Raw genomic sequence first — 13,003 nt, 5'->3', positions numbered from 1 at the left:
CCATATATCAATCGTAAGAAATCCTCCTCATCATTTTCTGAGGAGGATTTCTTGTTATTCAATAAGAGAGTTCACGGACTGATTAATGCTTAACAGTCCTGTTTGATTATGCTCCTTATAATAAAAATTGTTCATTTGCTGCATTTGTTCGAGCTTGGTTAAAGAAGCATAAACCTGGTATGCCTGGCTATGAACGTCAAACATATCTCTTGGCTTAACCTCATGAAGATATTCATTTTTTAATGAACTCGCGACGTTTTCAATTTTCTGTTTATTATCCTGATATAAGGACAGGGATGCCGAGTCACTACTTGATTTTGACTCGGGTTGTGCCTGAACAACAGGGATCACCATTTTATTGATTTTAACAACTTTCTCTGGGGGAGAAGTATTACAGCCAGAAAGTATCCCAACGATGAGAAGTAGATAGAGAGTGCGCATATATAGTGTTCTAAAGACAATGGATGCCAGCTATTATCTTTTTATACAGTCAGGTGTCTACAGCTATTTTGTTTAAATAAAAACAAAAGGAAATTTAAAATTAAATGCCATTGCATTACATTGTTTCATAAGACCATGTTAGCCTACGAGCATTAGATCATAGAAACCTGATAAGTACAGTATTACGGAAGCTTCTCAACAATCAGAACTGCAGGATTTCTTTCTTCTGGATAATATATTATTAGCGAGGATTTATGAAACTTAATAAACTAGTAAGTTATCTGACTTTAGCTGGCGTGTGTTCAACATCATTAATATCACTACCTGTATTGGCACAGGAAGGAGCAAAAGATGCGACTGCTCAGACCAAAAGTGCGAATGACGCCTTATATGGTCAATTGCCATTCACTGATAAAACCGATTTTATGAACGCACATAAAGGTTTTATTGCTCCGCTTCCCAGTGAATTGATTAAAGGGAAGCAGGGAAATGTTGTCTGGGACCCTCAGCAATATGCCTTTATCAAAGAGGGCGAAAAAGCCCCCGACACGGTTAATCCAAGCCTGTGGCGTCAGTCACAGTTGATCAATATTGGCGGTTTGTTCCAGGTCACTGATGGCGTGTATCAAATCCGTAATCTTGATCTCTCGAATATGACAATTATGGAAGGGAAAGAGGGTATTACGGTCATTGATCCGCTGGTATCTGCAGAAACCGCGAAAGTGGGAATGGACCTTTATTATAAGAATCGCGGTAAAAGACCCGTTGTTGCCGTCATTTATACGCACAGCCATGTTGACCACTACGGTGGTGTCCGCGGCGTGATTGATGAAGCGGATGTGAAATCCGGTAAAGTGAAGGTATATGCACCGGCTGGTTTTATGAAGGAAGCTGTATCTGAAAATATTATGGCAGGTAACGCCATGAGTCGCCGAGCTAGTTACATGTATGGCAATCTGTTGAAACCGGATGCAAAAGGTCAGGTCGGTGCGGGTCTGGGGACGACAACCTCCGCCGGTACGGTCACGCTGATTGAACCCACTAACTATATTACCCACACCGGGCAGAAAGAAGTTATCGACGGTCTAACCTATGACTTCATGATGGCGCCGGGATCGGAAGCACCTTCTGAAATGCTGTGGTATGTAGAAGAGAAGGGAATGATCGAAGCTGCAGAGGATGTCACCCATACGCTGCATAACACTTATTCATTACGTGGCGCGAAGATCCGCGATCCGCTGGCATGGTCAAAATATATCAATGACGTTATTGGCCGCTGGGGGGGAAAGGCAAACATTATTATTGCTCAGCATCACTGGCCGACCTGGGGTAATGAAAATGTGGTGAAGTTAATGAAAAGTCAGCGTGATATGTACCGTTACATCAACGATCAGACGCTGCGCATGGCTAACCAGGGGCTGACCCGTGACGAAATCGCCGCTAACTTCAAACTGCCGTCTGGTCTGGAAAAATCATGGGCCAGCCGCGGATACTATGGTTCTGTCAGCCATGATGTGAAAGCAACGTATGTCTTTTACCTCGGCTGGTTCAACGGTAATCCGGCAACACTGAATGAATTACCGCCCGTTGATGCCGCGAAGAAATATGTCGATTATATGGGCGGCGCCGATGCAATCATGCAAAAAGCGAAAACTGATTACGCCCAAGGCAATTACCGTTGGGTGGCGCAAGTCACTAACAATATCGTCTTTGCTGATCCGAGCAATAGAGAAGCCCGTAATCTGGAAGCAGATGCCCTTGAGCAAATGGGTTATCAGGCTGAGTCCGGTCCATGGCGTAATTTTTATCTGACTGGTGCACAAGAATTACGCAACGGTGTGGTGAAAGGCGCGACGCCAAATACCGCCAGCCCGGATACCGTTAAAGCCATGTCACCTGAGATGTTCTTTGATTATCTCGCGGTACATATTAACGGAGAAAAAGCGGCAAATGCGCAGGCAGTCTTCAACGTCGATTTAGGTGCTGATGGCGGTAAATACAAACTGGAACTGGAAAACGGTGTTCTTAACCATAGCGCTGATACACAGGCCAGCAATGCTGACGCCTCCATTACGCTTAACCGTGCAACGTTGAACAAAATCATTCTCAAGGAAGAATCGCTGAAACAGGCAGAAGAGAAGGGTGATGTACAAATTTCCGGCAATCATGCCAAGCTTGATGAGTTCCTCGGGTATTTAGATAGCTTTGATTTCTGGTTTAACATGGTAACGCCTTAACTGTAGAGACAAACCATGCCATAACCCGCCAGCACTGGCGGGTTTTTTATTGTTGCTTATCAGAGTATTGAGTTGAACGATGCTGTATAGCAGTTGCTATACATAAGCCTTATGATATGCTTGTAAAGCAATTGCTATACAAGAGGCTTAATAATGAAATCAGATGTCCAGCTAAACCTTAGAGCTAAAGAATCCCAACGCGCGCTTATTGATGCGGCCGCAGAGATTCTACATAAATCGCGTACAGACTTTATTCTGGAAATGGCCTGCCAGGCGGCAGAGAACGTTATTCTCGATCGCCGAGTGTTTAATTTTAATGATGAACAATACGCTGAGTTTATCGAGATGCTTGATGCTCCGGTTGCCGAAGATCCCGCTATCAGGAAGCTACTGGCAAGGAAACCACAGTGGGATTTGTAACCGCACCGGAACCACTAACTCACATTCATCAATTAGCGGAATTTGTCAGCGGAGAAATTGTTCTCGATGATTGGTTAAAGCAAAAAGGGCTAAAAAATCAGGCTCTCGGCGCAGCCAGGACGTTTGTTGTCTGCAAAACAGACACGCGACACGTCACTGGCTTTTATTCACTGGCCACAGGTAGCGTCAACCACACAGAAGCAACAGGCAATCTTCGGCGTAACATGCCAGATCCAATCCCCGTAATTATCCTTGCCAGATTGGCCGTAGATCTTTCTGTTCGTGGAAAAGGGTTAGGGGCCGATCTGCTTCACGATGCGGTACTGCGGTGTTACAAAGTGGCAGAAAATATTGGCGTGCGTGCCGTTATGGTACATGCGCTCACAGACGAAGCTAAACGTTTTTATCTTCACCACGGATTCAAAGCATCTCAACTGCAGGAACGCACTCTGTTCCTCAGGCTTTCATGATTGTAATGAGCAGAGGAGGTCAATGGCCAAACGTGGGCCACATGGAGTCTCAACTGAGTACGCAGCAATTGTATTTAACATAATATACATTATGCGCACCAGTAAGGCGTAAGAGAGAATCCAGCATTCTGGCACAGGAAAACCCAGCCATCAGGTCATCGTCCGTCAGGACGGCTCTGGTGAAGCTGCCGCGCCGGATTAGCTCCAAACCTATAATCAATGACTGCGCGGCTTGGCCAACCCCGGTCAGCACCAAAACAAGTTTTGTCACTTCCCGGAGTTACCGTTAAAAACATGAACGCCAAAGCCTTTGCAGCCACAATTGCTTCTGTCCTATTATCGTCATGCAGTCGTAAGCAATTATGCAAAGCGGATGGTCGTACTGTTTCCTCACCAGTTACACACGACAAATCGTCTGCGATGTTATAGGACGGACAAGCTCTGCGGTTATGCAATGGCTCATGCACCTTACTTGTCTCTTACCGCAAAATGAGTCCGGGTTTCGTGGGCATGTCAGGGTTCACGGTTGTTTACTACTGCTCTGAAAAGAAATTTTTTTCGCATGCGATAAACTGGCGTCTTGCCATCAGCATAAGGAACGCTTCCGTCATGATAAAAAATGAACAGGAATATTACGCTGCTCTAAAAGAAGTCTCACCGCTTTACGATCTCGACCCGCCGGATGGTTCTGAGGAAGCCAGAAAACTGGATGAACTGTCTACGCTGATTATGCAGTATGAGGCAAAAAACTATCCACTTGATTAGCTGAAAGCGGCGATTTGTTCCCCCCCTGATTTTTGCCTCTCCTTATGTTCCACGGCATAACACCCCACCTTTCAAGTTTAAAAGGTTGTAAAAACATAATATTATCAATTGGTTATTAGGTTATTAATTTATTGCCATGCCTTAACGGCATAGCTCCCCACCTTTGAGTCAGGAATGTTGCACGGTGATTTGTTCCGCCTGCCGATAATTAAAAAAGAGATAAGCGGCGATTTGTTCCACCTGATATGCACGGGGGGACTTTCCTGTCTGAGCGCCCTTCTCACCAACGTTCCCCCCGCTGCGCAGGGAGAACGCCGGTGATCCGGGATTAAAGCAGGTTAACGACGCGGGCGCGAATGAGAATGTACAGCGTGCGCTTGTTTGCATTTGAGCTTTTGGACGTGAAGAGCGCACCAATTAAGGGAATTTTCGATACCCACGGTACAGATGAATCACTGTCGCTTTCCCTGTTATCCACCATCCCGCCGAGCAGAACTGTCTGGCCGGATTTTAGCTGAACGGTTGTCGAAATTGAGCGTGTATTTGTGATGATGTCGGAAGCCGTTTGCGAATCAGAAATACTGTCCGCATTTGTTGAAACATCCATGATTAACAATCCTCCGGGTGTCACGACCGGAACAACCTTCAATGAGATCCCCACATCATGACGCTCGATCGTCTGAAATGGATTATTAACATTTGCAGCTTCTCCCGTGACCCGTCCCGTAACAAATGGAACATTTTGCCCTGCCGTAAATGTTCCTGGATGGCCTGACATAGTCAGGATGCGCGGCATTGATAAAAGCGTTGATTTGCTCGATGTTTCAAGCGCTTTCAGGCTAAGCCCCAGAATGTTGCCGTTAAAAATACCAAAGGAGCCGCCAGTGCTGGATAAAACAGACGTGAGGCGATCAGTATTGATTCCTCCCGCCACCGGACTGCCGGAAGGATCTCCCGCTGCAAAGGAGAAATCAAAACCATCGGAAGCCGTTGTTTCAAAAATGACTGATTCAACAAGAACCTGCGTTCTTGGCACATCAACAGAGGGAAAAAATGCTGCAAGTTCTTTATGTTGTGATGCTGATGCCGTTACAGCAAGAATATTCGCCCCATCAAAAGGATAAACTTTAGTACCTGCAATATTTTCCCCCTTCAGGAATATATCAATAACTGGTGCGAGATCCTTTGCTCTGACGTTATTGACCGGATACGTCTGAGTAATCAAATTGGCGCGCATCTCAGATTTAGTGAAAAAGTCTCCAGTTGGAGGAGGAACATCCCCCTCATAAGAGGATGCCGGAACCGGCTCTGAGAATGAATCGGAATATTCATACGTATCACGGTTAAACTTTTGAACCACAGCAGGATTACCCGGACTGAGGTCAAAACCGTTCGCCCGGAGAACCGACGTAAAAAACTGAGACAGTTCATCCTTGGTGACATCCGCTGAGTAAACTGTAATTTCCCCTTTTACGTCCGGTGAAATAATCACAGGCTTTCCGGTTGTTTTTGAATACCATGAAACAAACTCCCTGACTGGCGCGTTATTCAGTTCGACAGGGATAGCAAAGCTCTGAAATGACAATGCACAAAGCAAACTAGCAAGTAACTTTTTCATGTTTCCCATCCTTAATAAGCTCTACCGCGCAAGGTGCTATATAGACCATGCGGAAACCGTCTTTAATTAGATCGTCAGATGCGATTTTTTGCTTCTTAGCATCCATAAACTCAAAACCAACCGTATTTCCCATTCGATACGATGTTGTTATTTTCAAATCTGATGGTTTATAACGGGATGTGATAATCTGCGGCGATGCTGGTTTTATCTGAGTTGTCGCTTCCGGTCTGGACAGACTGAGGTATGCGAATGCTGATACAAAACCACAAAACAGGCACAATACTCTTGAATATTTCTTTAAATAGATTCTGGAAAGTCTCATATAAAATGTAGCGTCCCTCTTTACGGCATACCTGCCATGTGAAAGATATGGTGTCAGGTATGAGAATGATGAATGCTCATAAGCGTCTGAAAATGCCTGTTTGGTATCATAAGCGGCATACAGATCTCGCCCCGTATAAGTCCAGCGTTCTACAGTCATTGACTGAGGAGAGTCACCATATTTAACAATTCCGACATGTACTTTTGGCAGCGGAAGTTTTGAACCCGTTATTACACTATAAATTGAGCCAATGAATGGGATTGTGATTTTATCGAGGCGTCTGCAATAAACAACATGCTCGGCCAGTGCCACACGAGCTTGTTTATCCATGATGGATAAATCCTGAATAAGAAAAATAATATCCCAGCCCAGTTTTCTGGCATGTAAAAACCAATTAATTACGGACTGTCTTTCTTTATCAGCCCATGAGCGTGAGTTAAACCATGTTCCACATTCATCAAGAACCAATAATCCATTTTTATTTTCATCATAGGAATTATTGCCTCTCCCGATTGCCAGTAAATCCTCCAGTGAGGGTTTATCAGGTATCCGTATAACATCCGGTGACTTTGCAAATATTCCCACTCTCGGTAACTTATGAATGCTCAAGTCGAGATTCGTTGCCACCCTGCAACCAGAAACAATTTTGTCCTGGATTTTACCGACAGCGACCAGTGTTTTACCTGCACCAAGCTTTCCCGTTACGACATATACAGCCATTATGATTTATTCCAGTCAAGGTATCCTATAATTCTGTCTTTAACGTCAAAAATAAAAACTGCTGCTTTAAGCGAAAAAATCGCATACAAACATGGTGCTGCATTAGCAGGAACAACATAAGAAATTGCACTGGCAATTTCAGGCGGTAATACAGAAGTAAGATCTGAGAGATAGGAAACTAACAATCCATTCAGACCGATAATGAGACCAAGGAATAGCGAAATTGCAAGTGCTATTCTGGCAATACCCAATGTAAAAAACTTGGCAGCATATGCAATAAGAGCACCTGCAAGCCATCCAATAAATCTTGCCAGAACAGGAAGCCCAAGAAAAGCTGGCATAGTTACCCCCTTCCCTTACGTAATATTCCAGAAAAAGAATCGTAAACAGTAACGAACGTCCAGAAATATAATATGAAAGCAAAAATACCTTTAAACATATCAATGTATTTGCACTCAATAATAAACTCGTACTCTTTGCCGGGAGCAAATACAAATGGCGTACATTGTTTAAATTCAGGTAAGGTCGGAAATAATCCGTCTTTCAGAAATGAGTCCAGCAGAGGAGATTTATCACCCTCACCAATTGCATTCATCGCAGATGATGAACCTGCAAACTCACCAGAAATAGCTGACCCGTTGCCAACAAGCCCACCAATGCTGTCGGAAAATCCGCTTAAAGAATCCAGCGTTCCCTGTACAGAACCATCAAGAGATGCCCCTGTATCGGCCTGTAAAGCTGACAAGTCAAATGATTCAGTCAGTGCATCTTTATTGGCATTTGCCATTTTGACGTAATCAAAATCACCGGTTCCGTTGCCATTATTCCCGGTTCCGCCACCATCATTGCCTGACCCGCCTGACCCGCCTGACCCGCCTGACCCGCCTGACCCGCCTGACCCGCCTGACCCGCCTGACCCATTGCCACCCTGATAATTAATATTCGACTGTATTGTTATATTTCTGGAATAAGATGGCGTAACCGTATCAGTTATCAAAACAGCACGTGAGGCATCACACTTATTCTGAAAAGTTTCCCAGTTCATTATGCAGACGTTTGATGTGTCATAGGAAACCTGCTTTACATTAACGGAATAAGAATAACTAATGTATGTCGGGTTATTCACGTCCGACTGTTTTGATTCGATATTATAAGAAACAGCCTTATAACTGTTCTGTAGTATTTTAACATGATTGCCGTCACTGTCGGTTTGCTCAAACCACATATCAGGCTGGTTATAATCATACTTTACCGTTTCCATAATGCTAGCAATGGCAATTGAATCAGCATTGTTAGACAGATAATACCCTGAGCACATTGTGCAATTGGCATTTGTATAAAGCGAAAACTGAGAACCTATTGAGTCAGATTTAACCACATTAGAAGGAACGCTCAGAGCAGATAAGTCAGACGGTAAATTTACAGTCTGCCCTGGTGTTACTGTATCTGGCGTAGAATTGTTTCCTGAGTCTCCATTACTACCCCCGCCAGATGAATTATCATCACCACCATTGCCAGAGCCATCAGCAGAACGAACAGGCGTCCAGTGCCCATTCCACGAAGTATCATTATCATAACCGATACCAATACCCGAAAGTTCGTAAATGCAGTTTTCAAAATTTGCATAACGTGAGTCTCCTTCTTTCCAGACATTACTTAATGTGCCATCAAATGCGGGTTTATTTAAACATTCAGCGTCTGTAGTTGCATGGGTAAAGAAAGGAGCAAAAAATAAAGCAATAATTATTTTCTTCATTTATGCTACCTGAATAAAGGGTGGCAGATGCCACCCAAATAAATGGTTGGAGCGAAAGGATATTGAATTAAGATGCGCGGCTTACAAATTTCTTAAACAGTTTAATTCCCACCGTTGCACCAACAACAAGAACAACAAGCGCCCATGCGTACCCGGACATTTCGGTTGCCTGAGCGGTTAAAGAATCAAAAGCAGCTTTAGCCTGACTGGTTGCATCATCTGCTGCAAAGGCAGATGAACCAATAACCAGAGTTGAGCCAGCAATGATTTTTGCAACGACTGATTTTTTCATATTGAAACCTCAGATAGTTTTTTAAACACCAGAATAGAATGGGATATAACCCATCCAACACAATAAGCAGCAAAGAAGTAAGATAGTACACTCATCTTTGACCACCACTAATAACGCCAAGGCCAAAGCAAATAACAAGCCCCGCATTAAATATTAATTGATAAAGAGAATCGAAGTCTGTAGCAGACATATATCCCAAAAAACCTAAGTGACATTAACAGATGGAATAAATCACCCCTTCAAATCTATCTTTCCAACAATTTTGTAATCAACAATCACAGGAATCATGACACCTTTAGATGCCTTAAGCCCATATGACGGTATAATTTCAAGAAAAGGCTTTCCAGATTTATAAGCACTCTCCAGGTCATCACGCATTTTCAGGCAAACAGCATGACGATTATCTGGTGTAATTTTCACTTTTGCCGGAGCAAAGCCACATGAGCTATTCGTTGATTCAAATTCAGTAGATAATGCCTGCGCATTACCCCAATTAAAATCTTCATTTGTTTTATCATTTTTCATTGTGCCAAACTGTACAAAAAATACTTTGAGTGTTTCCTGTTCCATAAATAACCTCTATTAGAATGCACATTCACGGTTGTAGAATTTTTGAGCCACTATATTTTGGTAAATATCTGGCGTCCTGAATTTAAGCGTCAGGTCATCCATATGCTCTTTGCGAACAATGGAAGAAAAGACAGCTTCATAATCATTGCCAAGTTGATGGAAAATTCTGGCAATGGTTTTCGATGCCTGCTTGCGAAGCCAACGAACATCAGATTCAAAACTGTTAATCGCCAGCCGGACAATTCCAGAACGCTGAAGTGTTTTAGGTCTGGCTGGATTGATCTGTTGCGCGTATTCACAAAGACCAGTAAAAATCCCTTCTATGTTCAGTAGTATCTCAAGCGGAAAGCCTTTAAGTTCAGCTTCTGAACGATGCCAGACATCATCAACTTTCTGTTCAAGCGCTTTGTTATAAATACGCCAATAAACACGAGATTCACGAGAACCAACAGTAATCATTTCCTGCTGTAACGATCCATCACCATGATATTTGTGAGAAATGCCAAGACCCGGCTTCGGGCCTTTACCGCCATAAAAAGCCTCACATTTATGATCCCGCATGGCAGCAGAAACAGTAAATACACCGTCAAAATCATCAACAGCAAGATCTATACGTTTCAACATCGTTACATCAAGATGATTGAGCCAGTTATAAATTTCATGTGGTGACGTGCCATTAAAAACATGAGTACACCCTTCACCGCTGATCTGAATATAGATCGTGTCGTTATTTCCACCCCAAAACACCATTCCAAGATGCTCATAACCGCCATCAACTGAATACAGAGGCGCTGAACGGTCATAGTTATAGCCTCCTCTGTCCCGTTCTGGCCCAAGATGAAGCCCAAAGACAGCGGACAACCACAATTTAAGACGATGCATACGCGCTAAATAAATCTCCCTATTCAGGTCATTTATTTTTTGCTCAAGTTCACCTTTTGAATCAGTCGTGTAGCTTTGAACCTGTTCGTTTAGCTCATCGTCGGACGGACACCATTTACCACCTTTAATCACATCGGTAAAAAAAGCATCCTTATGAGATACATGGTTATGAAATGTTGGATAAATTCCGTACTTGCGCCATTCATTTAGCCCATGCGGGTACGTTTCCAACGATTTGAGGGAACAGAAAGGCATGGTAAATGCAAGATAGTCAATTTTTACATTTCTTTCCGTCAGTTGCATGTCAGTGACTCCCTGTAACCCACGAAAGAATCAGAATGCAGAACGACAGAAACTAAAAGAAAATCATCACCATAGAAGCAAAAACATTCATCTACCAGCTCATCAAAGGAGCGGTAAAAGTCCCATTCCCCGCCGATGCTAGCATTGACTCCAAAATCTGGTATGTAGTCGAAGTAGATGATGTTCATAAAAGCACCGTGTATACACATTACTAATTACATTTAGTAGAAAAGTACACCTGTAACGGATTACCTGTCAACTAGTAATTGAAAATATGTATACATGTAATATGATTAATCAAAACAGATACAGAGATAGCCGAAATGAAGAAAAATCTAATTAAAACAATACGATTGAAGGATTCTGAGTCTATCGATTTAGGAGTTCTTTCGTATGAACTCACTAAGAAAAACATTATGAATGGAATAAACATCATTTATAAAGAGTCTGATTTAGTGCATTTTTTAATCGAAAATAAAATGAATGAGATAGATGTAAACGAAAAAGGTGAATTAACGTTTAAGGTCAAAAATAGTTAGCTATGCTGGCTGAAAGCCCGTAGTTATCCTGAGACTACCCCCGTTTTACAGGACGGGGGATGCCGACTAAATCAATTTAGGCTAAATAAAAATGACAGTGCATACCAAAATTTTTGATGAAAATGGGATTTTGTTTTTTGAAAGTAAGTATGATGTTAATAAATTAGCTATTATCGCAGAAGCAAAAGACGAGAAAAAACTAGCTCTTATAAAAGAGAAAGGCGCAAAATGGGCATTCGATGGCCTGCCTATCTTCGCTAGTGAATTAATAAAAACAATTAAAAATCAAGTGGATGAGGAAAAAATAGAATATTCCACATTCAATTTAATCCATACGATTTGGTTAGTACAATCAACCTTTGGCGGGCTTACTAGAGAGAAATTTGTAAAGTCCGATATTGAACTACAAATATTAGATGATGGCACAATCTCTATAACATACTCATAAAGAAACACTGGTGCGCATAATGCACGCTATGTGTAAAGACGAACCCTCGCCATTCCGGTAAACCCAACCCCATTCTACCGGAATGGCTCAGAACCCTTTTGTAACATAACGTCATACATTATGCGCACTAACATAGATAAAGGCGGAATCTGCTGTTTTATGGTCATCCTTGTGCTGCTCAATAATGACGCCTCAAAACTCTTTCAAGCGCAGTTGCCTCAACAGCGCTAACAGTTTTGGATGATGGCTCTCGGCTACAGCTGGTTATGCAAATAGCTGTTTTATGTCCTCTACAATTCCACCGCAACTCTCACTTCACTGAACATCAAAACTGTTTTCATATGCCACCTGCAGAATTTCTTCATTATTGAAGGAGTTAGCGTCTGTAAAAGCGTAGCTCGCAGCATTTAAATTGCCAGGCCAAAGCACCGGATTAAAAGCGCGACTTGTGCATACGTTCGAGCTGGATTTTGTCTGCTTCACTCGCTGTGTCAGCCAAGGACTGAAAACTATCGGGTGCGTAATAAGTTTTCGGTCGCGGAAGCGATTGCATGGAAGTGCCCGGGTAAATTTGTAACTCGCTCAGGCGCGCAAGCCGATATCCTTCGATCACGGCGGGAAAAGTCAGTTGCAGTGGCGTGGCGTTCTCGTACGAAACTGGGGTTGGTAACCGGTTATGCTCAAGATTATAGTTACGCTTTAACACCAGAAATTTATCTGGAACCCTACGTTTACTGTTCCACCAGTCGCCGTCCAATTCGCGAAACTTACGCTCAGTTTCAGTCCGGGTTGCGACGCCAAGTTGCAGTAAAACCTGCTGCAGTTCGCGATCCACCGCCGCGTTGTATGCCGCAATGGATTCCACCCTGCCCCGTAAAATCACGTTGATGGCGATACGCGCACCAAGTAGATTTGAATAGAGGTCTTCCGGGGAAAATGCAGAAAAACCGGGAACAGACTCGAATCCATACCATTGAGCAATTTCGTGCCACTGAGCTAGTTCAAATGCCAGATTCGCCGCCAACCAGGCAGCTAACGTGTAACGCTGCGCCATTGTTGCAGGAGGTGTGAAACTGTGTAACTGTATCCGTCTGACGCCCAATTCTTCACTGTAAAAAAAACGCCACAGCACATTAAAAAAGCGATCACAATCCTGTTCATATTCGCCACCGAAAACGCGAGAATTATCGTTATTATTCAAAAAGCCAACGCAAATTTGA

Annotated in this window: 15 protein-coding genes and 1 pseudogene; 6 read left to right on the top strand and 10 right to left on the bottom strand. The window is 43.1% G+C overall.

Annotation, left to right across the window (positions count from 1 at the left end):
- Positions 1-54 precede the first annotated feature (54 nt).
- Positions 55-441: a KPN_03583 family lipoprotein gene (locus OGY18_RS08000; protein ID WP_286552509.1), complete on the bottom strand. Its 387-nt coding sequence runs from the start codon at positions 439-441 to the stop codon at positions 55-57.
- A gap of 254 nt (positions 442-695) precedes the next feature.
- Between OGY18_RS08000 and OGY18_RS07995 the strand changes: the two genes are divergently transcribed.
- From OGY18_RS07995 to OGY18_RS07980, 4 genes are all read left to right on the top strand, one after another.
- Complete coding sequence (locus OGY18_RS07995; protein WP_149335332.1) at positions 696-2,678, top strand: alkyl/aryl-sulfatase; 1,983 nt, start codon at positions 696-698, stop codon at positions 2,676-2,678.
- Between the two features lie 153 nt (positions 2,679-2,831).
- Complete coding sequence (locus OGY18_RS07990) at positions 2,832-3,098, top strand: type II toxin-antitoxin system TacA family antitoxin (protein ID WP_008784769.1); 267 nt, start codon at positions 2,832-2,834, stop codon at positions 3,096-3,098.
- On the top strand, positions 3,086-3,568 hold the full coding sequence (locus tag OGY18_RS07985) for a GNAT family N-acetyltransferase (protein ID WP_286552505.1): 483 nt from the start codon (positions 3,086-3,088) through the stop codon (positions 3,566-3,568). The genes OGY18_RS07990 and OGY18_RS07985 overlap by 13 nt, the downstream gene beginning before the upstream one ends.
- Positions 3,569-4,177: 609 nt before the next feature.
- Positions 4,178-4,333 carry a hypothetical protein gene (locus OGY18_RS07980; protein WP_157858749.1) on the top strand — a complete coding sequence of 52 codons (156 nt, stop codon included), beginning with the start codon at positions 4,178-4,180 and terminating at the stop codon, positions 4,331-4,333.
- A gap of 328 nt (positions 4,334-4,661) precedes the next feature.
- Here OGY18_RS07980 and OGY18_RS07975 read toward each other — a convergent pair whose 3' ends face one another.
- From OGY18_RS07975 to OGY18_RS07940, 8 genes are all read right to left on the bottom strand, one after another.
- Positions 4,662-5,951 (bottom strand): secretin GspD/PilQ domain-containing protein, encoded by a 1,290-nt coding sequence (locus tag OGY18_RS07975; RefSeq protein WP_286552503.1) that lies wholly within the window; start codon positions 5,949-5,951, stop codon positions 4,662-4,664.
- The gene (locus tag OGY18_RS07970; RefSeq protein ID WP_137370604.1) at positions 5,932-6,993 is read right to left on the bottom strand and encodes a zonular occludens toxin domain-containing protein; all 1,062 of its coding nucleotides are present in this window, start codon (positions 6,991-6,993) and stop codon (positions 5,932-5,934) included. The genes OGY18_RS07975 and OGY18_RS07970 overlap by 20 nt, the downstream gene beginning before the upstream one ends.
- A complete protein-coding gene (locus tag OGY18_RS07965; RefSeq protein ID WP_080330447.1) occupies positions 6,993-7,334 on the bottom strand; it encodes a minor coat protein in 342 nt (113 codons plus the stop codon). Before OGY18_RS07965 ends, OGY18_RS07970 begins: the two co-directional genes overlap by 1 nt.
- Before the next feature lie 2 nt (positions 7,335-7,336).
- Complete coding sequence (locus tag OGY18_RS07960) at positions 7,337-8,749, bottom strand: phage attachment proteinphage attachment protein, G3P family (RefSeq protein ID WP_286552500.1); 1,413 nt, start codon at positions 8,747-8,749, stop codon at positions 7,337-7,339.
- Positions 8,750-8,816: 67 nt separating this feature from the next.
- Entirely contained in the window at positions 8,817-9,041 is a 225-nt protein-coding gene (locus tag OGY18_RS07955; protein WP_015979773.1) for a major coat protein, read from the bottom strand.
- 91 nt (positions 9,042-9,132) lie between these two features.
- Positions 9,133-9,231: a tail virion protein G7P-2 gene (locus OGY18_RS07950; RefSeq protein ID WP_015979771.1), complete on the bottom strand. Its 99-nt coding sequence runs from the start codon at positions 9,229-9,231 to the stop codon at positions 9,133-9,135.
- A gap of 41 nt (positions 9,232-9,272) precedes the next feature.
- Positions 9,273-9,611, bottom strand: coding sequence for a hypothetical protein (locus tag OGY18_RS07945; protein ID WP_080330020.1), 339 nt, complete (start codon positions 9,609-9,611; stop codon positions 9,273-9,275).
- Positions 9,612-9,623: 12 nt separating this feature from the next.
- Positions 9,624-10,796 carry a replication initiation factor domain-containing protein gene (locus OGY18_RS07940; protein WP_170975144.1) on the bottom strand — a complete coding sequence of 391 codons (1,173 nt, stop codon included), beginning with the start codon at positions 10,794-10,796 and terminating at the stop codon, positions 9,624-9,626.
- 323 nt (positions 10,797-11,119) lie between these two features.
- Here OGY18_RS07940 and OGY18_RS07935 point away from each other — a divergent pair, with 323 nt between their 5' ends.
- Together OGY18_RS07935 and OGY18_RS07930 are read left to right on the top strand one after the other, a co-directional pair.
- Complete coding sequence (locus OGY18_RS07935; protein ID WP_080330023.1) at positions 11,120-11,335, top strand: hypothetical protein; 216 nt, start codon at positions 11,120-11,122, stop codon at positions 11,333-11,335.
- A gap of 91 nt (positions 11,336-11,426) precedes the next feature.
- Positions 11,427-11,783 carry a hypothetical protein gene (locus tag OGY18_RS07930; protein WP_080330024.1) on the top strand — a complete coding sequence of 119 codons (357 nt, stop codon included), beginning with the start codon at positions 11,427-11,429 and terminating at the stop codon, positions 11,781-11,783.
- Positions 11,784-12,216: 433 nt separating this feature from the next.
- Here the strand turns inward: OGY18_RS07930 and OGY18_RS07925 are convergent.
- Positions 12,217-12,906: pseudogene (locus OGY18_RS07925) on the bottom strand (DUF4056 domain-containing protein); the annotation flags it as partial.
- Positions 12,907-13,003 lie beyond the last annotated feature (97 nt).

The sequence above is a fragment of the Citrobacter sp. Cpo142 genome, from assembly GCF_030332425.1.
Classification (GTDB): domain Bacteria; phylum Pseudomonadota; class Gammaproteobacteria; order Enterobacterales; family Enterobacteriaceae; genus Citrobacter; species Citrobacter portucalensis.
Note: the sequence above shows the minus strand (reverse complement) of the source record. Positions and strands in the feature narration are given on the sequence as shown.

What these genes read in the sequence shown, in the direction of transcription:
- OGY18_RS08000 (WP_286552509.1), bottom strand. Translation starts at nt 441, where the DNA reads ATGCGCACTCTCTATCTACTTCTCATCGTTGGGATACTTTCTGGCTGT.
- OGY18_RS07995 (WP_149335332.1), top strand. Translation starts at nt 696, where the DNA reads ATGAAACTTAATAAACTAGTAAGTTATCTGACTTTAGCTGGCGTGTGT.
- OGY18_RS07990 (WP_008784769.1), top strand. Translation starts at nt 2,832, where the DNA reads ATGAAATCAGATGTCCAGCTAAACCTTAGAGCTAAAGAATCCCAACGC.
- OGY18_RS07980 (WP_157858749.1), top strand. Translation starts at nt 4,178, where the DNA reads ATGATAAAAAATGAACAGGAATATTACGCTGCTCTAAAAGAAGTCTCA.
- OGY18_RS07975 (WP_286552503.1), bottom strand. Translation starts at nt 5,951, where the DNA reads ATGAAAAAGTTACTTGCTAGTTTGCTTTGTGCATTGTCATTTCAGAGC.
- OGY18_RS07970 (WP_137370604.1), bottom strand. Translation starts at nt 6,993, where the DNA reads ATGGCTGTATATGTCGTAACGGGAAAGCTTGGTGCAGGTAAAACACTG.
- OGY18_RS07965 (WP_080330447.1), bottom strand. Translation starts at nt 7,334, where the DNA reads ATGCCAGCTTTTCTTGGGCTTCCTGTTCTGGCAAGATTTATTGGATGG.
- OGY18_RS07960 (WP_286552500.1), bottom strand. Translation starts at nt 8,749, where the DNA reads ATGAAGAAAATAATTATTGCTTTATTTTTTGCTCCTTTCTTTACCCAT.
- OGY18_RS07955 (WP_015979773.1), bottom strand. Translation starts at nt 9,041, where the DNA reads ATGAAAAAATCAGTCGTTGCAAAAATCATTGCTGGCTCAACTCTGGTT.
- OGY18_RS07950 (WP_015979771.1), bottom strand. Translation starts at nt 9,231, where the DNA reads ATGTCTGCTACAGACTTCGATTCTCTTTATCAATTAATATTTAATGCG.
- OGY18_RS07945 (WP_080330020.1), bottom strand. Translation starts at nt 9,611, where the DNA reads ATGGAACAGGAAACACTCAAAGTATTTTTTGTACAGTTTGGCACAATG.
- OGY18_RS07940 (WP_170975144.1), bottom strand. Translation starts at nt 10,796, where the DNA reads ATGCAACTGACGGAAAGAAATGTAAAAATTGACTATCTTGCATTTACC.
- OGY18_RS07935 (WP_080330023.1), top strand. Translation starts at nt 11,120, where the DNA reads ATGAAGAAAAATCTAATTAAAACAATACGATTGAAGGATTCTGAGTCT.
- OGY18_RS07930 (WP_080330024.1), top strand. Translation starts at nt 11,427, where the DNA reads ATGACAGTGCATACCAAAATTTTTGATGAAAATGGGATTTTGTTTTTT.